The 19,666-nt window shown below is 67.5% G+C and carries 20 protein-coding genes and 1 pseudogene; 17 read left to right on the plus strand and 4 right to left on the minus strand.

Features of this window, described 5'->3' with window-relative positions; genetic code table 11:
- The first annotated feature begins 80 nt into the window (after positions 1-80).
- Both pleC and meaB read left to right on the plus strand, forming a co-directional pair.
- Entirely contained in the window at positions 81-2,609 is a 2,529-nt protein-coding gene (gene pleC, locus CVUC_RS04445) for a cell cycle histidine kinase PleC (RefSeq protein ID WP_010920340.1), read from the plus strand.
- Between the two features lie 67 nt (positions 2,610-2,676).
- Positions 2,677-3,657, plus strand: coding sequence for a methylmalonyl Co-A mutase-associated GTPase MeaB (gene meaB / locus CVUC_RS04450; protein WP_096033813.1), 981 nt, complete (start codon positions 2,677-2,679; stop codon positions 3,655-3,657).
- 181 nt (positions 3,658-3,838) lie between these two features.
- Here meaB and CVUC_RS04455 read toward each other — a convergent pair whose 3' ends face one another.
- Positions 3,839-4,468 carry a glutathione S-transferase family protein gene (locus tag CVUC_RS04455; RefSeq protein WP_096033815.1) on the minus strand — a complete coding sequence of 210 codons (630 nt, stop codon included), beginning with the start codon at positions 4,466-4,468 and terminating at the stop codon, positions 3,839-3,841.
- A gap of 107 nt (positions 4,469-4,575) precedes the next feature.
- Here CVUC_RS04455 and CVUC_RS04460 point away from each other — a divergent pair, with 107 nt between their 5' ends.
- From CVUC_RS04460 to CVUC_RS04480, 5 genes are all read left to right on the plus strand, one after another.
- Positions 4,576-5,910, plus strand: a complete 1,335-nt coding sequence (locus CVUC_RS04460; protein WP_096033816.1) for a spinster family MFS transporter — start codon at positions 4,576-4,578, stop codon at positions 5,908-5,910.
- A gap of 215 nt (positions 5,911-6,125) precedes the next feature.
- Positions 6,126-7,619, plus strand: coding sequence for a spinster family MFS transporter (locus CVUC_RS04465; protein ID WP_164468166.1), 1,494 nt, complete (start codon positions 6,126-6,128; stop codon positions 7,617-7,619).
- A gap of 187 nt (positions 7,620-7,806) precedes the next feature.
- A complete protein-coding gene (gene purB, locus CVUC_RS04470; RefSeq protein WP_096033818.1) occupies positions 7,807-9,117 on the plus strand; it encodes an adenylosuccinate lyase in 1,311 nt (436 codons plus the stop codon).
- 2 nt (positions 9,118-9,119) lie between these two features.
- Positions 9,120-9,863 (plus strand): 2OG-Fe(II) oxygenase family protein, encoded by a 744-nt coding sequence (locus tag CVUC_RS04475; RefSeq protein WP_096033819.1) that lies wholly within the window; start codon positions 9,120-9,122, stop codon positions 9,861-9,863.
- Positions 9,850-10,425, plus strand: a complete 576-nt coding sequence (locus CVUC_RS04480; protein ID WP_096033820.1) for a DNA-deoxyinosine glycosylase — start codon at positions 9,850-9,852, stop codon at positions 10,423-10,425. The genes CVUC_RS04475 and CVUC_RS04480 overlap by 14 nt, the downstream gene beginning before the upstream one ends.
- 61 nt (positions 10,426-10,486) lie before the next feature.
- On the opposite strand, the gene CVUC_RS04485 is transcribed toward CVUC_RS04480, so the two are convergent.
- A complete protein-coding gene (locus CVUC_RS04485) occupies positions 10,487-10,801 on the minus strand; it encodes a DUF1476 domain-containing protein (protein ID WP_096033821.1) in 315 nt (104 codons plus the stop codon).
- 386 nt (positions 10,802-11,187) lie between these two features.
- Here CVUC_RS04485 and purC point away from each other — a divergent pair, with 386 nt between their 5' ends.
- Both purC and purS read left to right on the plus strand, forming a co-directional pair.
- Complete coding sequence (purC, locus tag CVUC_RS04490; RefSeq protein ID WP_096033822.1) at positions 11,188-11,946, plus strand: phosphoribosylaminoimidazolesuccinocarboxamide synthase; 759 nt, start codon at positions 11,188-11,190, stop codon at positions 11,944-11,946.
- 50 nt (positions 11,947-11,996) lie between these two features.
- Positions 11,997-12,236, plus strand: a complete 240-nt coding sequence (gene purS / locus CVUC_RS04495; RefSeq protein ID WP_010920350.1) for a phosphoribosylformylglycinamidine synthase subunit PurS — start codon at positions 11,997-11,999, stop codon at positions 12,234-12,236.
- A gap of 231 nt (positions 12,237-12,467) precedes the next feature.
- Here purS and CVUC_RS04500 read toward each other — a convergent pair whose 3' ends face one another.
- Entirely contained in the window at positions 12,468-13,112 is a 645-nt protein-coding gene (locus tag CVUC_RS04500) for a TetR/AcrR family transcriptional regulator (RefSeq protein WP_096034796.1), read from the minus strand.
- Positions 13,113-13,198: 86 nt separating this feature from the next.
- Here CVUC_RS04500 and CVUC_RS04505 point away from each other — a divergent pair, with 86 nt between their 5' ends.
- The 6 genes and pseudogenes from CVUC_RS04505 to purQ all read left to right on the plus strand — a co-directional run bounded on the left by CVUC_RS04505 (position 13,199) and on the right by purQ (position 16,391).
- Positions 13,199-14,473 (plus strand): cytochrome P450, encoded by a 1,275-nt coding sequence (locus CVUC_RS04505; RefSeq protein WP_096033823.1) that lies wholly within the window; start codon positions 13,199-13,201, stop codon positions 14,471-14,473.
- Between the two features lie 10 nt (positions 14,474-14,483).
- A complete protein-coding gene (locus CVUC_RS04510; protein WP_096033824.1) occupies positions 14,484-14,663 on the plus strand; it encodes a rubredoxin in 180 nt (59 codons plus the stop codon).
- Positions 14,664-14,739: 76 nt separating this feature from the next.
- Positions 14,740-14,952: pseudogene (locus CVUC_RS04515) on the plus strand (hypothetical protein).
- Positions 14,953-15,043: 91 nt separating this feature from the next.
- On the plus strand, positions 15,044-15,529 hold the full coding sequence (locus tag CVUC_RS04520; RefSeq protein WP_164468168.1) for a DUF3291 domain-containing protein: 486 nt from the start codon (positions 15,044-15,046) through the stop codon (positions 15,527-15,529).
- The gene (locus CVUC_RS04525; protein WP_101685793.1) at positions 15,516-15,653 is read left to right on the plus strand and encodes a hypothetical protein; all 138 of its coding nucleotides are present in this window, start codon (positions 15,516-15,518) and stop codon (positions 15,651-15,653) included. The genes CVUC_RS04520 and CVUC_RS04525 overlap by 14 nt, the downstream gene beginning before the upstream one ends.
- A 75-nt stretch (positions 15,654-15,728) precedes the next feature.
- Positions 15,729-16,391 carry a phosphoribosylformylglycinamidine synthase subunit PurQ gene (gene purQ / locus CVUC_RS04530; protein WP_010920354.1) on the plus strand — a complete coding sequence of 221 codons (663 nt, stop codon included), beginning with the start codon at positions 15,729-15,731 and terminating at the stop codon, positions 16,389-16,391.
- 105 nt (positions 16,392-16,496) lie between these two features.
- Here the strand turns inward: purQ and CVUC_RS19830 are convergent, their stop codons facing one another.
- Positions 16,497-16,688, minus strand: a complete 192-nt coding sequence (locus CVUC_RS19830) for a hypothetical protein (protein ID WP_024265816.1) — start codon at positions 16,686-16,688, stop codon at positions 16,497-16,499.
- Between the two features lie 355 nt (positions 16,689-17,043).
- Here CVUC_RS19830 and CVUC_RS19835 point away from each other — a divergent pair, with 355 nt between their 5' ends.
- Both CVUC_RS19835 and purL read left to right on the plus strand, forming a co-directional pair.
- A complete protein-coding gene (locus CVUC_RS19835; RefSeq protein ID WP_024265817.1) occupies positions 17,044-17,367 on the plus strand; it encodes a hypothetical protein in 324 nt (107 codons plus the stop codon).
- A 66-nt stretch (positions 17,368-17,433) separates the two neighbouring features.
- On the plus strand, positions 17,434-19,653 hold the full coding sequence (gene purL / locus CVUC_RS04545) for a phosphoribosylformylglycinamidine synthase subunit PurL (protein WP_096033828.1): 2,220 nt from the start codon (positions 17,434-17,436) through the stop codon (positions 19,651-19,653).
- Positions 19,654-19,666 lie beyond the last annotated feature (13 nt).

The raw sequence follows: 19,666 nt of genomic DNA on the forward strand, positions 1-19,666 counted from the left end.
GCGGCGGTACGCTAGATTCACGACTTGGCGAAGTGACTCGCCATGGGGATCCACGGGAGTCGGGCGCGTTGAGCAAGGGCATGGGCAGACACGGGGGGCCGGCGGCAGCCGGGCCGACCGCGCCGTCGGCCGTGCGCGCCAAGGCTGTCAACGCGCCGTCGCAGGTGTTCGTCCGTATCGCGATCCTCGCGGCGCTGCTGCTCCTGGCGGTCTATACGGCCTTTGGCGTGCATCGCTTGCAACGCGAGGCCATGGCCCAGCCCGGCGGCGCACCGCTGGCGGCGAAGGCTGACCTGATCGCCGGCCGCGTGGACGCCAATCTGGCGGCGCAACGCGCGGGCCTCTCGGCCGCCGCCGACCTGCTGAAACGCGATCCCGGCGCGACGATGGACGCCGCCGAGACGACCCTGCGCGCCGCCGGCGGCGAAGCTGCGGCCGTGGCCGTCGTCAGCGAGGCCGGCGTTGTCGCGGTCGCCGGTCGCGACGACGGCGCGGATTGGAAGGCCGCCGCCCTGGCCGCCGGCGCTTCGGGCCGGACCAACTGGGTCGGCTCGGTCGGAGAGACGGGTCGTCTCTATGTCGCCACCACGACGAGCTTGGATCGTGCGCGCGCCTTCGTGATCGCCAGCGGCGACGCCTCGCGCCTAGTCGCCGATCCCGAGAAGGGCGAGAGCGGCGCCCTGGCCCTGCCGGACGGCAAGCTGATCGCCGCGCGCGGACGCGGCGTCCAGGGGGCCGGCGCGCTTCGCGAAGCCTTTGCGCTCTCGATCGAGGATCTGGGCGATGGCCCGGCCGCCGTACGCGGACAGGCCGCCGACGGCGCCTTGCTGGACGTCGCCGTTCGCCCGGTGGCGCAGGGCGCCCTGCTGGCGGTCGCCGCCGCGCCGACGCGATCGGTCGCCAACCTGGATCGGCAGGTCATGGAGGGCGCCTTCAGCCTCCTCGTGCCGCTGGGCGTCGGCATCGCCCTGGCGCTGCTGCTGATGATCCAGAGCCGCAAGGCCGAGGTGGCCCATCGCGAGTTCATCGACAGCGAACGCCGCTTCCGGCTCGCCGTGGAAGCCGCGCGGTGCGGGATTTGGGAATGGGACCTGAACGGCGACCAAGTCTATCTGTCCGATGTCACCGGCGCGATGTTCGGCTGGGGCGGCGGCGGCGTGGTCTCCGGCCAGGATCTTCTGGAACGGATCTCGATCGACCACCGCGAGCGCGTTCGTCAGGCGCTGGCCAACGCGGCGATGTACGGCGCGTTCGACGTGTCGTTCCGGGTCCCGGCGAGCGAACAGGGCGCGCGGTCCCTGTGGATCGACGCCCGCGGCCAGGGCTTTGGAAAGCCAGGCTCGGAAGGTCACGCCCGCATCATCGGCGTGGCGCTGGACGTCACCGAGGAGCGGATCGCCCAGGCCCGCGCCCAGGCGGCCGAGAACCGACTGCGCGACGCCATCGAGAGCGTGTCCGAAGCGTTCGTGCTCTGGGATCGGCAGGGTCGCCTGCTGATGTGCAACCGCAACTATCGCAGCGTCTTCTCGCTGGAGCCCAAGATCCTCAAGCCCGGCGCGGCCCGGGCCGAGGTCAACCGCTTCGCCGCCCTGGCGATCAAGCAGGACCACCCTGCGCCCGACGGCGCCAAGGGTGTTCGCGAAGCCGAAATGATGGACGGCCGCTGGATCCAGATCAGCGAACGCCGCACCGCCGAAGGCGGTCTTGTCATGACCGCCGCCGACATCACGGCCATCAAGACCCAGGAAGAAGCCCGTCGTCGCAACGAGGAACAGCTTCAGAACGCCGTCGCCGGCCTGGAACGCAGCCAGGAGCAACTGGCCGAGCTGGCGCGCAAGTACGAGACCGAGAAGGTCAAGGCCGAGAGCGCCAACAAGGCCAAGAGCGAATTCCTGGCCAACATGTCTCACGAGCTGCGGACACCGCTGAACGCCATCAACGGCTTCTCCGAGATCATGATGAACGAGATGTTCGGACCGCTCGGCGACCAGCGCTACAAGGGCTACAGCCAGGACATCCACTCGTCGGGCCAGCACCTGCTGGCGCTGATCAACGACATCCTGGACATGTCGAAGATCGAAGCCGGCAAGATGAACCTGAAGTTCGAGTCGATGCATCTGGAAGACGTCGCCGAGGACGCGGTTCGACTGGTGCGCAATCGCGCCGAGGCTGCGGGCCTCAAGCTGGACATCGACTTCCCGCAGCTACCCGAGATCGAAGCCGACTATCGCGCCGTCAAGCAGGTGCTGCTGAACCTGCTGTCAAACGCCATCAAGTTCACGCCGCGCGCCGGCAGCGTGACGGTGCGCGCCGAGGTCCGTCGCGATCCGTTCGGCGACCTGATCAAGGTCTCGGTGACCGACACCGGCATCGGCATCGCCAAGGAAGACCTGGCGCGACTGGCCAAGCCCTTCGAGCAGGTGGAAAGCCAGTTCTCGAAGACGACCCAGGGCACCGGCCTAGGCCTGGCGCTGACCAAGTCGCTGATCACCATGCACGACGGCGTGCTGGAGATGCACTCGACGCCGGGCGAAGGCACCACGGTCAGCTTCACCCTGCCTGTCCGCCACAGCGATCAGAAGATCACTCGCGACTTCGTGGCGGCCTGAGGCGAGACCTTCCCTGGGGCGGCCTTGGGGCTTTCATCGCAGCCAGACAGGCTCTAAGCGGAAAGCCGTGATCCCCGCGCTCGACATCGATAGCCTCGAACATCGCCTGGTCGCCGGCGACCGCGCCGCCCTGGCGCGCGCCATCACCCTGGTCGAGAGCCGCCGCCCCGATCATCAGGCCGCCGCGCGGACCCTGCTGTCGCGGCTGATGCCCCGAACCGGCCAAGCGCAAAGGATCGGGATCACCGGGGTGCCGGGCGCGGGCAAGTCGACGACGATCGAGCGCTTCGGCTGCAATCTCGTCGAGGCGGGCCACAGGGTGGCGGTGCTGGCCGTCGATCCCTCGTCCGGCCGCCACGGCGGGTCGATCCTGGGCGACAAGACCCGGATGGAGCAACTCAGCGTCCAGCCGAACGCCTTCATCCGCCCCTCGCCCTCGGGCGGCGCCCTGGGCGGGGTGGCGCGCAAGACCCGCGAGGCGATGCTGCTGTGCGAGGCCGCCGGCTTCGACGTGGTGATCATCGAGACCGTAGGCGTGGGCCAGTCCGAGACGGTGGTCGCCGACATGGTCGACATCTTCCTGGCGCTGCTCATTCCCGGCGGCGGCGACGAACTGCAGGGCATCAAGAAGGGCCTGATCGAACTGGCCGACCTCCTGGTCATCAACAAGGCCGACGCCGATCCGGCCAAGGCCGAGCGCTCGGCCCGCGACTATCGCAACGCCCTGCATATCCTCACCCCCGCCCATCCGGACTGGACGCCGCCGGTGCTGACCGCGTCCGGCCTGACCGGCCAGGGGCTGGATGTCCTGTGGACCCAGATCCTGCGCCATCGCGAGGTGATGAGCGCAAACGGGGCCCGCGCCGCCCGCCGCGCCGACCAGGACGCGCGCTGGATGTGGGCCATGGTCCGCGACCGCCTGGAAGACGCCTTCAAGACCGCCCCGGCCGTGGCGGCGCTGGTTCCGGAGCTCGAAACCGCCGTGCGTCAGGGCGAGGTTCCCGCATCGGCGGCGGCCGACAGGCTGCTGGCGGCGTTTGGGTTGTGAGGGACACCAATCCTCCCCCCAGCGGGGGAGGTGTCGGCGCAGCCGACGGAGGGGGAAGAGGCAGGGCTCGCAGAACTTCCCCCTCCGGCGCTTTGCGCCACCTCCCCCGCTAGGGGGAGGATTGGGTTATCGCGGGTTCGCGCCAAATCTCCTCCCGCTCTGATGGACGAGAAGACAAACCTCAACCCGCCTGCGCCGCCCGCTCCCACTCTAGGAACTCCGGCGTCTGCAGCAGGCGATCCGAATAGCCCTGCGCCGCGCCGGCGTCGCCATAGTCGGCCAGGCGGACGTCGTAGGTGCGGAACCGCGTCGCCACCGGCGTGTAGAACGCATCAGCGATCGACCAGTCGCCCAGCAGGAACGGACCATGCGAGCGGGCCAGCAGCCCGGTCCACAGCGCCACGATGCGGCGGACGTTCTTCTGCGTGGCTTCGGAGAGGTCGAGCGCCCGGGGCGGCTCGTCCAGCGCCATCGGGCATTCGCCGCGCAGCGCCTGAAAGCCCGAATGCATCTCGGCGCACGCCGAACGACCCAGCGCGCGCAGCACCGGATCGTCCGGCCAGAGCTTCGCGTCCGGATACCTTTCCGCCAGGTACTCGCAGATCGCCAGCGAGTCCCAGATCACCAGATCGCCGTCGCGTAGGGCCGGCGCCAGGCGGCTGGGCGAGATGCGGCCGATGTCGTCGCCGGTGGCCTCACCCCGGCGCAGCTCGACCTCGATCTCGGTGAACGCCGCGCCCGCGCGCTTGAGCGCCAGCCAGGGCCGCAGCGACCAGCTTGACCACCGCTTGGTGCCGATCACGAGTTCCACGCCACGCTCCTGAAAGCTGTTTCGAAAATGCCGGATGGCGTTCCGGCTTAGCCTGCGTTTATGGTGCGCTCAACGATTAGAACAAATGTTCGAGGGAGAGAGAGTCCATGGCGCAACCCGCCACGCCGTCGCCCGTTATCGCGCCCGTATCGACGGCCTATCGTCGATATGCCCTTTGGGTGCTGCTGATCATCTACACCCTGAACTTCCTGGACCGGCAGGTGGTCAACATCCTGGCCGAGCCGATCAAGCGTGACCTCGGCCTGGCCGACTGGCAGCTGGGCATGATGACCGGCCTGGCCTTCGCGATCTTCTACACCGTGCTGGGCATTCCGATCGCCCGGATGGCCGAGACCAAGAACCGCCCCTACATCATCGGCATCTCGGTCGCGGTTTGGAGCGCCTTTACGGTGGTCTGCGGCTTCGCCCAGAACTTCTGGCAGCTGATCCTGGCCCGGATCGGCGTGGGCGTCGGCGAGGCCGGCTGCACCCCGCCGGCTCACTCGCTGATCAGCGACTATGTGCCCAAGGAAAAGCGGGCCAGCGCCATCGCCTTCTATTCGATCGGCACGCCGCTGGGCACCCTGGCCGGCATGGCGATGGGCGGACTGGTGGCCGACGCCTATGGCTGGCGGGTGGCCTTCATGGTCGCCGGCGCGCCGGGCCTGCTGTTCGCGCTGGTCGCCGCCTTCACCCTGGTGGAACCGCGCAAGAAGCTGGCCGCCGAAATGGCCGCCCGCGCCAGCACTCAGATCAGCTTCGCCGCCGCCCTGGCGGTGCTGGCCACCAAGAAGACCTTCTGGCTGGTGGCCCTGGCCGCCTCGGTCAAGGCGTTCATCGGCTATGGCCACGCGCCCTTCACCGCCTCGTTCTTCTTCCGCGTCCATGGCGTCGAGATCGCCGAACTGGCCGCAAGCTTTGGCCTGAAGTCGGCCGGCTTCCTGGGCCTGGCCCTGGGCCTGATCGGCGGCACCGCCGGCGTGATCGGCGCCTGGCTGGGCGGGGTCTTCGCCGACCGTCTGGGGGCCAAGGATCTGCGCGCCTACGTCACGGTGCCGGCGATCGCCTCGCTGATCACGATCCCGATCTTCGTCATCGCCATGAGCCTTGAGGCGCCGATGGTGGCGATCAGCCTGCTGGCGATCAACGCCCTGCTGGGCACGCTCTGGTATGGTCCGGTCTATGCGACCGCCCAGAGCATCGTTGACCCGGCCCTGCGCGCCACGGCCTCGGCCGTGCTGCTGCTGATCATCAACCTGATCGGGCTGGGCCTGGGTCCGCTGGCCGTCGGCTTGCTCAGCGACATCCTGGCTGGACCGGTGGGACTGGGTGAGGCTCAGGGCGTGCGCTGGGCCCTGATCATCTCGGCCAGCCTGGGACTGGTCGCGTTCGGCCTGTTCTGGGCCGCCCGCAAGACCATCCGCGACGAGATGGTCAGCTGACTGAAAATCCTCCCCCAAGCGGGGGAGGTGTCCGCTCGAAGAGACGACGGAGGGGGAAGCGGCAGGTTCAACAGAACTTCCCCCTCCGGCCTTCGGCCACCTCCCCCATCGGGGGAGGATTTTACCGCCCGAAAATCCCCTCTGGCGCTTTGGCTTCCGCTCGGTCACAGTCCCTCAAACAATTAGAACAAATGTTTGAACGGGAGAGACACAGGATGGCCGAGGCCCACGCGTCCGGCGGTGATCGGCCGCTCTACTCCAATGGCTACAAGGCTGCGGTGCTGGGGCTGCTGCTCGCCACCTACACCTTCAACTTCATCGACCGGACCATCATCTCGACCATCGGTCAGGCCATCAAGGTCGACCTCAAGCTCACCGACACGCAGTTGGGCTTGCTGGGCGGGCTCTATTTCGCCCTGCTCTACACCATCCTGGGCATTCCGATCGCCCGCCTGGCCGAGCGCTTCAACCGGGTGACGATCATCTCGGTGTCGCTGGTGATCTGGTCGGGCTTCACCGCCCTGTGCGGCGCAGCCGCCAACTTCGCCCAGCTGGCCCTGTTCCGCTTTGGTGTCGGGGTCGGCGAGGCCGGCTGCTCGCCGCCCAGCCACTCGTTGATCAGCGACTATTACGAGCCCAAGAAGCGGGCCACGGCCTTGTCGATCTATTCTTTCGGCATCCCGCTGGGCACGATGTTCGGCGCGGTCGCCGGCGGCTGGCTGGCCCAGGAGTTCAGCTGGCGCGTCGCCTTCGTCATCGTCGGCCTGCCCGGCATCCTGCTGGCGGTGATCGTCAAGCTGGTCGTCAAGGAGCCGCCGCGCGGCCATTCCGAGATCGTCGAACGCCCGCTCGAAGCCGAGGACGTCGTGGTCGAGCCCGCCAAGCCGGCGTTCTCGATGGCCAACGAGTTCAAGGAGCTGTGGGCGGTCACCAAGATCCTGTTCGGCAAGTGGCCGGTTCTGCACATGGTGCTGGGCGTGACCATCGCCTCGTTCGGCGCCTACGGCTCGGGGGCCTTCGTGCCGTCGTACTTCGTCCGCGCCTTTGACCTGGGCCTGGCCCAGGTGGGCCTGATCACCGGCCTGATCGGCGGCTTCTCGGCGGGCGTCGGCACCCTGGTCGGCGGCTTCCTGAGCGACTGGGCCGGCAAGCGCAGCGCCAAGTGGTACGCCCTGACCCCCGCCATCGGCCTGATCCTGTGCACGCCGATCTATATTCTGGCCTATCTGCAGACCGACTGGCAGACCACCGCCCTGATCCTGCTGGTCCCCGGCATCTTCCACTACGTCTACCTCGCCCCGACCTTCGGCGTTGTGCAGAACTCGGTCGAGCCGCGCCGCCGGGCCACGGCGACGGCCCTGCTGTTCTTCTTCCTGAACATCATCGCCCTGGGCATCGGCCCGGTCTTCACCGGCTGGCTCATCGACCACCTGGCGCAATTCCACTTCAACAACCCCGGCGGCGGCGTGATCGCCAGCGTGCTGGGCTCGTTCGGCGGCGAAGCGGGCCAAAGCTTCGCCAGCGCCTGCCCGGGCGGCATCGCGCCCAAGGGCGCTTCGGCCGAGCTGGTCGCCCAGTGCAAGACCACCCTGTCGGTGGCCAGCCAGCAGGGCATCATCGTCTCGCTGTGCTTCTACGCCTGGGCCGGCCTGCACTACGCCCTGGCCGCGATCGGCATGGTCAAGCACTTCGAGGCGCGCAAGGCTTGAGGTTGAAAATCCTCCCCCGGCGGGGGAGGTGTCGGCTCAAAGAGACGACGGAGGGGGAAGAGGCGAGGTCGGCAGAACTTCCCACTCCGTCCGCTGCGCGGACACCTCCCCCGCTGGGGGGAGGATTGGCCTAAGTAATAAGCCTCTTCCCTTGACTCAGCGACCTGCCCGGCCGAAACGCCCGCCCATGATCAGCCGCTACGCCCGCCCCGAAGCCGCCGCCATCTGGTCCAGCCAGACCAAGTACAAGATCTGGTTCGAGATCGAGGCCCACGCCGCCGACGCCATGGCCGAGCTGGGAGTCATCCCCAAGCTCGCCGCCGAGACGATCTGGGAAAAGGGCCGCGACGCGGTCTGGGACAGCGACCGCATCGACGAGATCGAGCGCGTCACTAAGCACGACGTCATCGCCTTCCTGACCCACGTCTCCGAGATCGTCGGCCCCGAAGCCCGCTTCCTGCACCAGGGCATGACCAGCAGCGACGTGCTGGACACCTGCTTCGCCGTGCAGCTGTCGCGCGCCACCGACCTCTTGCTGGAAGACGTCGATCTGGTCCTGGCCGCGCTGAAGCGCCGGGCGCTGGAGCACAAGATGACCGTCTGCGTCGGCCGCAGCCACGGCATCCACGCCGAGCCGATCACCTTTGGCCTGAAGCTCGCGGGCTACTACGCCGAGTTCCAGCGGGCCAAGGAGCGCCTGGCGATGGCCAAGTTCGAGATCGCCACCTGCGCGATCTCGGGCGCCGTGGGCACCTTCGCCAATGTCGACCCGCGCGTCGAACAGCACGTCGCCGACAAGATGGGCCTGGTCGTCGAGCCGGTCTCGACCCAGGTGATCCCGCGCGACCGCCACGCGGCCTATTTCGCGGCCCTGGGCGTCGTCGCCTCGTCGGTCGAGCGCCTGGCCACCGAGATCCGCCACCTGCAGCGCACCGAGGTGCTGGAAGCCGAAGAGCCGTTCGATCCGGGCCAGAAGGGCTCGTCGGCCATGCCGCACAAGCGCAACCCGATCCTGACCGAGAACCTGACGGGCCTGGCGCGCCTGGTCCGCTCGGCCGTGGTGCCGGCCATGGAGAACGTCGCCCTCTGGCACGAGCGCGACATCAGCCACTCGTCGGTCGAGCGCGGCATCGGTCCGGACGCCACCATCCACCTCGACTTCGCCCTGCGCCGTCTGGCGGGCGTGATCGAGCGCTTCAACATCTATCCCGACAACATGGCCAAGAACCTGGACAAGCTGGGGGGTCTCGTTTTCTCCCAGCGCGTCATGCTGGCCCTGACCCACAAGGACGTCTCCCGAGAGGACGCCTATGCGGCCGTGCAGGGTAACGCCATGAAGGTCTGGCGCGGCGAGGGCCGGTTCCTCGACTTCCTGAAGGCCGATCCGGTCGTGTCCAAGGCCCTGACCGCGACCGAACTCGAAGAGCTGTTCGACCTTGGCTATCACACCAAGAACGTCGACGTGATCTTCCAGCGCGTCTTCGGCGAACAGGGCTGAGCATGAGCCAGCCGCCGGTCCTGCGCCTCAATCCCGCGCTGGATCCGGCGGCGTTCGCGCCCGCCTACGCCCGCGACGGCGTGGTGCGCATCCCCGAGGTGTTCGAGCCCGAGGTCGTCGATCGTCTGGCAGGCATCCTCGAACAGACCATCGACTGGGACATCATCTGCTCGAATGAGCGCGGCGGCGCCGAGGTGATCAGCCGCGCGCGCCGGGCCGAGCTGGGCGATCAGGCTGTGGCCGACCGCCTGCACGCGGCCACCCTGCGGGCCCGCAGCGGCTTCGCCTATGTCTATCTCGGCTATCCGATGATCGACGCCTTGGTGGCGGGGCGCGACCCCGGCCACCCGATCCACGCCCTGACCGCGTTCCTGAACAGCCCCGCGTTCATCGCCTTCGGCGCGGCCGTCACCGGCGAGACCGGCGTCACCAAGATCGACGGCCAGGCCACCTGCTATCGCCCCGGCGACTTCCTCACCCAGCACGACGACACCGGGGTCGGCGAGCGCCTGGCCGCCTACACCCTGGGCCTGACGCGCCAGTGGCGGCCAGACTGGGGCGGTCAGCTGCTGTTCCACGACGACCAGGGTGACGTGACGCGCGGCTTCGCGCCGGCGTTCAACGTCCTGACCCTGTTCAAGGTGCCCCAGTCGCACTCGGTGGCGCCGGTCGCGCCCTATGCCGGGGCCCTGCGCCTGACGGTCACCGGCTGGCTGCGCAACGATCCGCCCAATGGACGCGGCTAAGCGGGGCTTCCCGCCGGTCGTCGACGCCAAGACTCGCGTGCTGATCCTCGGCAGCCTGCCCGGCGACGCCTCGCTGGCGGCCGGACAGTACTACGGCCATCCGCGCAACGCCTTCTGGCGGTTGATGGAGGGGGTGATCGACGCGCCGCTCGTCGCGCGCGCCTACGAGGATCGCCTGGTCACGCTGCGGGCGCACGGCGTCGGCCTCTGGGACGTGATCGAGACGGCGCGGCGGCCCGGCAGCCTGGACGCGGCGATCCGCGAGCCCGCAGCCAATGACCTCATGGCCTTGATCGACACCCTGCCCGCGCTGCGGCTCGTGGCCTTCAACGGGGGAACCGCCGCCAAGCTTGGGACCCGGCTGATCGGCGACCGCGTCGCCACCCTGGCCCTGCCCTCCTCCAGCCCCGCCTATGCGGCGCGGACGTTCGCGCAGAAGGCGGCGGCCTGGGCCGCGCTCCGCGACGGGCTAGCCGAGACTTACAGTCGTCCTCACCCTGAGCCTGTCGAAGGGCCAGGACGGCCACCACGGCGTGGGCTCCCGGCGTCAAGACAGCCATAGAAAAAGGGCCGCCCCGGTTGGGAGCGGCCCCTTGTCTTGTCCAGAGCGACGCTCCGAACGCCTACTCAGACTTGATCTGCTCGCGGGCTTGGGCCAGCAGCTCAGCCATCTTCATGCGGACCTCGCCCTCGGTGGTCGAGACGCCGGCGCCCTTCAGGTCCTCGAAGACCTTGCGCAGCACGTCCTCGTCGCCCGGCTGTTCGAAGTCGGACTTCACGACGGCGCGCGCGTATTCTTCCACAGTCGCCAGGCCCATCAGGCCGGCGGCCCATTCGCCCAGCAGGCGGTTACGGCGCGCGGTCGCCTTGAACTCCAGTTCCTGGTCGTGCGCGAACTTGCGTTCGAAACCCTGTTCGCGTTCGTCGAAGGTGGTCATGGAAGCCTCAAAGTCGCCAGCCTGTTGAGTCAGATCGGTCGATCTGGCCCAATAGGCTCTAATTCCAAATCATTTTGAGCATGATGGTCGCCAAAACCGGCGTCCACTTTCGGCTATCATGCTCCTACGCGGGCTGCATATATCGTGGCGCTCGTCGCTGCAATCGGCGGATAAGCCGCAGGCGACGTTTCGTATCTATCGTAGACCAAACTCCCGCCGTTAGTTTGCGAACACCGGCTCATTCGGGTACGGTCGTGAGGAATTTTTAAGTGAGCGGCCTTGAGTCGAACGCCGCGCGCAGCTATCGGCCGCGCGCGCTTTTCGTTTTCCGGGAAGATCCTGGGCTGAGGCGGCGCGCGATTCCGGAAAGGGCCTCGACGAGAGCCATGACGACCCGTCGCAAGAAGATCTACGAAGGCAAGGCCAAGATCCTTTACGAGGGGCCAGAACCCGGCACGCTGATCCAGTACTTCAAGGACGACGCCACGGCCTTCAACGCTCAGAAGAAAGCCGTCCTCGAGGGCAAGGGCGTCATCAACAACCGCATCAGCGAGTACATCATGACTCGCCTGAACGGCATCGGCGTCCAGAACCACTTCATCCGCCGGCTGAACCTGCGCGAACAGCTGATCAAGGAAGTCGAGATCGTTCCGCTCGAGGTCGTGGTGCGCAACATCGCCGCCGGCTCGATCGCCACGCGCCTGGGCCTGACCGAGGGTCAGCCGCTGCCGCGCTCGATCATCGAGTTCTACTACAAGGACGACAAGCTCGGCGACCCGATGGTCACCGAGGAGCACATCACCGCGTTCAACTGGGCCGCCACCCAGGAAATCGACGACATGATGGCCATGGCCCTGCGGGTGAACGACTACCTGTCGGGCCTGTTCGCCGGCGTCGGCATCACCCTGGTGGACTTCAAGGTCGAGTTTGGCCGCATCTACGAGGGCGACTTCAGCCGCGTCATCCTGGCCGACGAGATCAGCCCCGACAGCTGCCGCCTGTGGGACACCGTGACCAACGAGAAGCTGGACAAGGACCGCTTCCGCCGGGATCTGGGCAATGTCATCGAAAGCTACACCGAGGTGGCTCGCCGCCTTGGCATCATGAAGGAAATGCCGACCGTCATTCAGGGCGGCGTGCACTAGAAGCCTTCGGCGTTCGTCGCGACGCCCGCGTCGCGAAGGGAGAAGTTAGAGTGAAAGCCACCGTCCACGTGTTCCTGAAGCCCGGCGTTCTCGACGTTCAGGGCAAGGCTGTCGAAAACGCCCTGCACGGCCTGGGCTGGCCGTCGGTCAAGGACGCCCGCGTCGGCCGCGTCATCGAGTTCGACCTGGACGCCACCGACGCCGAAGCCGCCAAGGCCGAGGTCAAGACCATGTGCGAGAAGCTGCTCGCCAACACGGTCATCGAAAGCTACCGCATCGACGTGGCCTGAGGGCTGTCACCAATCCCTCTCTCTTTGAGAGAGGGAGGGGCCCGCGCCGAAGGCGTGGGAGGGTGAGTGGTTTCGTCCTTCCGGATTTCGCTCTTTCAACTCGGTCGCGCGGCTTGACCTGTGCGGCGTCGTAGCGGGCAGCAGTGACGCTCCGCCTTGGTCCTCTCGTGGCCTTCCGATACGTCGTAACCACTCACCCTCCCACCGCTTCGCGGCGGGTCCCTCCCTCTCTCAAAGAGAGAGGGCTTCTGTTTTGCCCCCGAAACTGACCCGCAACGTCACCAGGCTGGTCCGCCGGATCGGTTCCAGGTCCATGCCGGGATCGATCAGCAGCTGGGTCGAGACACCCAGCAGCAGCGACCCCACCATCAGCGCCGCCGCGTCAGCGTCGAGATCCGGCCGGATGACACTCTCGGCCTGACCTCGAAGCACCATCGCTTCCAGACGCTGCTCGGCCTCCTTGTGGGCGGCGGCGAAGGGCGCGCGCAGGTCGGACATGTCGCCGACAGCCCCCGCCATCATCACGAAGTAAGCCCGTAGCTCCCCGTCCTGCGACAGGGTGGTCAGGAACGCGTCGACAAAGCCCAACACGGCCTCCAGACCGTTCATCTGGTCGAGACGCCGGTCGTCCATCTGCGCCTGAAGCCTAGCCTGCAGCCTGGCGATCAAGGCCTCGATCAGCCCGTGCTTGGACCCGAACCGCTGGGTGGCCAGACCCCGGCTGTACCCCGCCCGCGCGCCGATGTTCTCGAAGGTGGCCGCCGCCACCCCCTGTTCGGCGATCAGTTCGGCGGCGGCGCGCAGCAGTTCGGCCTCAGACTGCTGGCGGCGGTCGGACTGGGTGCGGCGCTCGGGGACCTTAAGGGACGATGTCATCTTGCCGAACTTAGTTATTTGTTGGACAACAAGCAAATAATTGAGATGGCCGCAGAGCCATCCTCGGGAGGAACCAGGAGGCCTGCATGACGATCTCGACCGACATCGCCAACACCATTATCGACCCCAAGGCCTATGCCGACGGCGACCGGATCGACCAGGCCTTCGCCCATCTGCGCCGCGAAGCGCCGCTGGCGGTCGCCCAGCCTGACGGCTTTGATCCGTTCTGGGTGGTCACGCGCCACGCCGACATCCTGGAGGTCGAGCGCCAGAATGAGCTGTTCCACAACGGCGACCGCGCCACCGTCGTCACCACCATCGAGGCCGACAAGAAGGTGCGCGAGATGATGGGCGGGTCCCCTCACCTCGTCCGCTCGCTGGTGCAGATGGATAACCCCGACCACTTCGCCTACCGCAAGATCACCCAAGGCGCGCTGCTGCCGCAGAACCTGCGGGCGCTGGAGGCTAGGATCCGCGAGATCGCCCGCGGCTTCGTCGACCGCATGGCCGAGCATGGCGACCGCTGCGACTTCGCCCGCGACGTGGCGTTCCTCTATCCGCTGCACGTCATCATGGAGGTGCTGGGCGTCCCCGAGAGCGACGAGCCCCGGATGCTGAAACTGACCCAGGAGCTGTTCGGCAACGCCGATCCGGACCTGAACCGCACCGGCAAGTCGGTGACCGACGTCGGCGAGGGCATCGACAGCATCCAGTCCGTGGTCATGGACTTCATGATGTACTTCAACGCCATCACCGAGGATCGCCGGGCCAATCCGCGCGACGACCTGGCCACCCTGATCGCCAACGGCAAGATCAACGGCGAGCCGATGGGGCACCTGGAGGCGATGAGCTACTACATCATCGCCGCCACAGCCGGCCACGACACCACCTCGTCGACCACCGCCGGCGCGCTGTGGGCGCTCGCCGAAAACCCCGACCAGTTCACCAAGGTCAAGGCCGATCCATCGCTGATCCCCGGCCTGATCGAAGAATCGATCCGCTGGGTCACCCCGGTGAAGCACTTCATGCGCACCGCCACCGCCGACGCCGAACTGGGCGGCCAGAAGATCGCCAAGGGCGACTGGATGATGCTGTCCTATCCGTCCGGCAATCGCGACGAGGCGGTGTTCGAAGACCCCTTCACCTTCCGCGTCGACCGCACGCCCAACAAGCACGTCGCCTTCGGCTACGGCGCCCACATCTGCCTTGGCCAACACCTGGCGCGCATGGAGATGCGGGTGCTGTGGGAGGAGCTCTTCGCCCGCCTCGATCATGTCGAGCTGGACGGCGCGCCCACCCGCATGGTCGCCAACTTCGTCTGCGGGCCCAAGTCCGTGCCGATCCGCTTCAAGATGCACTGAGGCGGCGGCGATGAGCGCGGAACCCTTCAAGGTCTGGCAGTGCCGCACCTGCGGCTACATCTATGACGAGGAACAGGGCGACCCCGGCGAGGGTCTCGCGGCCGGCACCCGCTGGGCCGACATTCCCGCGGGGTGGCTGTGCCCGCTCTGCGGCACGCCGAAGTCGGATTTCGACATGATCGAGCTTTGAGGGTCGACGGGGCGCTCCGGCGTAGGCGAAGCCGGTCTTTGGCCCTGTAAGCGGGCCTGTTGATGGTCTGGTTGAGTTGGGGAGCGAACCATGCTCCCTCTCCCAAAGGGAGAGGGTTGGGGTGAGGGGTTACGGTGTCTGACGGAGCGCCGGCACGCCGGATAGCCTCGTAACCCCTCACCCTCCCACCGCTTCGCGGCGGGCCCCTCCCTCTCCCTTTGGAAGAGGGATTCATATCCGCCCACGGTCGAAGTCCACCATCGGCATCCTGCCGACCACCGGACCTTAAGATCGTCACCGCCCGTCGGTTGACACCCGCCCTTATGGCGGGAACCTCTGGGTCAGCTGCCCGTGAGGCCCGAGCGGAAGGGAGACCGTCGATGAGCGCCAAGTTCCACTTGGCTCAGGTCAATGTCGGGCGGCTGAAGGCGCCGATCGATCATCCGATGATCAAGGACTTCGCCGAGAACCTGGATCGCATCAATGCGCTCGCCGAGGCCTCGCCGGGCTTCGTCTGGCGCCTCACGGGCGAGGGCAACAACGCCACGGACCTGGCGATCGACAGCGATCCGCTGTTCATCCCGAACCTGTCGGTCTGGAGCGACATCCCCTCGCTCGGCGCCTTCGTCTATCGCAGCGGCCACGTCGCGATCATGCGCCGCCGCCGCGAGTGGTTCGAGCATATGGACCTCTACATGGCGCTGTGGTGGGTCCGGGCCGGCCACACGCCCACCGTCGCGGAAGCCCTGGAGAAGCTGGCGCACCTGGAAGCCCACGGCCCGACGCCGACGGCCTTCACCTTCAAGGTCCCCTTCCCCGCCCCCGGCGGCGAGGCTGTGGCGCCTGAGCTGGATGAATGCGCGTAAGTCGCCAGAGCGCCCCCTCCGTCACGATGCTTATCCGCATCGCGACACCTCCCCCGTTGCACGGGTGAGGAGGACGGTCCTTTCTCCTGCCCCGCTTGCGGGGGAGGTGGCGCGGCGCCGATAGGCGACGTGACGGAGGGGGCGCTTTAAAGCGCTCGCCCCCTGACATCCCGCCCGAACGGTGCTACACGCCCGCGCCATGAAAGCCGCCGTCATCGTTTTTCCGGGTTCGAACTGCGATCGTGACTGCAAGGTCGCCATCGAGCGCTCCGCTGGGGCGCGTGTCGAAATGGTCTGGCACCAGGAGACGGCGCTGCCGGACGACCTGGACCTGATCGTCCTGCCCGGCGGTTTCTCGTACGGCGACTATCTGCGCTGCGGCGCCATGGCCGCCCAGAGCCCGGTTATGAAAGAGGTCGTCTCGGCCGCCGGCAAGGGCGTGGCCGTGGTCGGCATCTGTAACGGCTTCCAGGTGCTGACCGAGGTTGGCCTGCTGCCCGGCGCCCTGCTGCGCAACGCGGGCCTCAAATATGTCTGCAAGCCGGTCGAGCTGGACATCGTCAACGGCCAGACCCGCTTTACGGCGGGCTATGGCGAGCAGCGTCAGGCGGTGATGACCGTCGGCAATGGCGAGGGCAACTACTTCGCCGACGAAGAGACCCTCGACCGTCTCGAGGGCGAAGGCCAGGTGGTGTTCCGCTACAAGGAAAACCCCAACGGCTCGGCCCGCGACATCGCCGGCATCGTCAACAAGGGCGGCAACGTCCTGGGCCTGATGCCCCACCCCGACCGCGCCTTCGACGCCGATCTGGGCTCCGAAGACGGCGCGGTGCTGTTCCGCAGCATCTTCCAGAGCGCTTAGTCGCTCCGCCCCTAGATCGCGCGGGCGACACCCCAAGCATCCTCGCACCGCTGGTCGGCGCGATAGACGAAAAGGGCCGGCGGATTGACCGCCGGCCCCTTCTCGTTAGCGGCCGCCGGGCTTAGCCGCGTCCTTGCCAACGGCGTCCGGGCTGGGCGCCGTCTTGCCGGGAGCCACCTCGGCGCCGGGCTTGAGCCCCTGCTCGGCTTGGCGCTCGCCGGTCTTCTGTTGCTGGTCGGGCGCCTTGCGGTGCTGGTCGTTCGGTTGTTGTTGCGGGGTATGGGTCGGTTCGGCCATCGGACTTGTCCTTGCTGCTGACCGCGCGCTATCGACGCGGACAGGGAAAGAACGGCTCCGGGCGCTGCCTGTTCCTCCGAACAGGCCACTTAACTGCGGTTAAGCTTCAGAATTTTCGTGATTTTTTCGATCACCCACCCCTTTATGCAAGGCGCGTCCGCCCTGCGGCCCGTCGGCGCGCCCTGCCCCTCTCTCCAAGGCAAAGCTTCGCCTTACACGGGACAATCAGGGTTAACTCGCACCGCCTGAGGGAGATGTGTGGAACAAAAGTTCCCCCTCAGCGACACCTAGCGCCCAGAAAAAGAAACGGAAGGCTGCGGCGGGAGCCTTCCCCGACACGCAGGGTTAAAACACGATGGCCGATCCCGAAGTTCGGTTTCCCGAAACCTATGTCAGCGGCGTGCCCGTCTGGGCCCGGCGCCGAAAGCGCTCGGGTTTGCATCCGATCATGAGCACGCTCGTCCTGCTGCTGGCGCTGTTCGGCGCCGTGGTGATCGGCGTCTCCTTGCGTATGGGATCGGTCGAAAAGGGCGGCGTGGTCATTGATGGCTGGATCGCCTTCGCGCACCAACAGGCCAAGGCGACCTTCGGCGAGCTGTCTGGCGAGCCGGCCAAGGTCGAGACGCCGGACACGATGGACGAGCCCCCCGTCGGCCAGTCGGGTCGCAAAGGCGGCTGATAATCCCGTCACGACCTGGTCCTCGCCGGTGGCGGAATCCCTGGTAGCGCGCTAGAACGCGCCCCCATGAGCACCTCCTCCACGCCCTCCGCGAAGCCCATGGCCGAGATGGCCGCCGAGTTCGGCCTGAAACCCGCCGAATATGACGTTGTCCTCAAGCGCCTGGGGCGTGAGCCCAACCTAGTGGAATTGGGCGTCTTTTCGGTGATGTGGTCCGAGCACTGCTCGTACAAGTCCTCGAAGAACCAGCTGAAGAAGTTCCCGATCGACGGGCCGCGCGTAATCTGCGGTCCGGGCGAGAACGCCGGCGTCATCGACATCGGCGACGGCGACGCGATCATCTTCAAGATGGAGAGCCACAACCACCCCTCCTACATCGAGCCCTATCAGGGCGCGGCGACGGGCGTGGGCGGCATCATGCGCGACGTCTTCACGATGGGCGCGCGGCCGATCGCGCTCTTGAACGCCCTGCGCTTTGGCGATCCCAGCCATCCGAAGACCAAGCGTCTCGTCGACGGCGTCGTCGCCGGCATCGCCGGCTACGGCAACTGCGTGGGCGTGCCCACCGTCGCGGGCGAGACCAACTTCCACAAGGGCTACAACGGCAACATCCTGGTCAACGCCATGTGCGTGGGCCTGGCCAAGGCCGACAGCATCTTCTACTCGGCCGCCCCGGGCCCGGGCCTGGCGGTCGTCTATTTCGGCTCCAAGACCGGCCGCGACGGCATCCACGGCGCGACCATGTCCTCGGCCGAGTTCTCCGAGGACTCCGAAGAGAAGCGCCCCACCGTCCAGGTCGGCGACCCCTTCGCCGAGAAGCTGCTGATCGAGGCCACGCTGGAGCTGATGGCCACCGGCGCGGTCGCCGCCATCCAGGACATGGGCGCGGCGGGCCTGACCTCCTCGTCGGTCGAGATGGCCGGCAAGGGCGGCGTCGGCATCGAGCTGAACATGGACATGGTCCCGCAGCGCGAGACCGGCATGAGCGCCTACGAGATGATGCTGTCGGAAAGCCAGGAGCGCATGCTGGCGGTCCTCAAGCCCGGCCGCGAGCAGGACGGCCACGCCATCTTCGAAAAGTGGGGCCTCGACGCCGCCGTCATCGGCTACACCACCGACACCGGCCGCCTGGTGCTGAAGCACCACGGCGAGACCGTCTGCGACGTGCCGCTGGCCCCGCTGTTCGACGACGCGCCGCTGTATGACCGCCCGTGGGTCCAACCGGCCCTGCAGCCGCGCCTCGACCCCGCCGCCGTCCCCGCGCCGATCGACTGGAACGCGGCGGTGCTGAAGATCGTCGGCTGCCCGGACATGGCCTCCAAGCGCTGGCTGTGGGAGCAGTACGACCGTCACGTCATGGCCGACACGCTGGAAGACAGCGCCACCGGCTGCGACGCGGGTATCGTGCGTATCCACGGCACGGGCAAGGCCATCGCCGTGACCAGCGACTGCACCCCGCGCTATGTCCAGGCCGACCCCTACGAAGGCGGCAAACAGGCCGTCGCCGAAGCCTGGCGCAACCTGACGGCCGCCGGCGCCCTGCCGATCGCCATCACCGACAACCTGAACTTCGGCAGCCCCGAAAAGCCCGAGACCATGGGCCAGATCGTGCGCGCCACCGACGGCATGGCCGAGGCCTGCCGCGCGCTGGACTTCCCGGTCGTGTCGGGGAACGTGTCGCTCTACAACGAGACCAACGGCGTCGCCATTCCGCCGACGCCCACCGTCGGCGGCGTGGGCCTGCTGGAGGACTACGACCTGCGCACGGGCTTCGGCAATGTGGCCGAGGGCGACACCCTGGTGCTGGTCGGCGAGACGCGCGGCGAACTGGGCGCCTCGATCTATCTGCGTGAGATTCTGGGTCGCGAAGACGGCGCCCCGCCGCCGGTCGACCTGGCTCTGGAGCGCAAGACCGGCGACTTCGTGCGCGGCCTGATCAGCTCGGGTCTCGTCGCGGGCGTCCACGACCTGTCGGACGGCGGTCTGCTGGTCGCGGCGGCCGACGTGGCCCTGGCCAGCAAGATCGGCGTCACCCTGAACGCCACCAGCCAGACGCATGCTCACGCCTATCTGCTGGGCGAAGACCAAGCCCGCTATCTGATCGCCACGCCCGACCCGGACGCGGTGCTGGAAGCGGCGAAAGAGGCGGGCGTGCACGCCAACGTCGCGGGCGTCGCGGGCGGGGAAGCGTTCGCGTCGGATGGTCTGTTCAGCGTCTCACTGGACGCCCTGCGCGCCGCGCACGAGGCTTGGCTGCCGGGCTATATGAGCGCGCCGAAGGCCTGAGGGTTTACCCCCT

This window comes from Caulobacter vibrioides, from assembly GCF_002858865.1.
Classification (GTDB): Bacteria; Pseudomonadota; Alphaproteobacteria; order Caulobacterales; family Caulobacteraceae; genus Caulobacter; species Caulobacter vibrioides.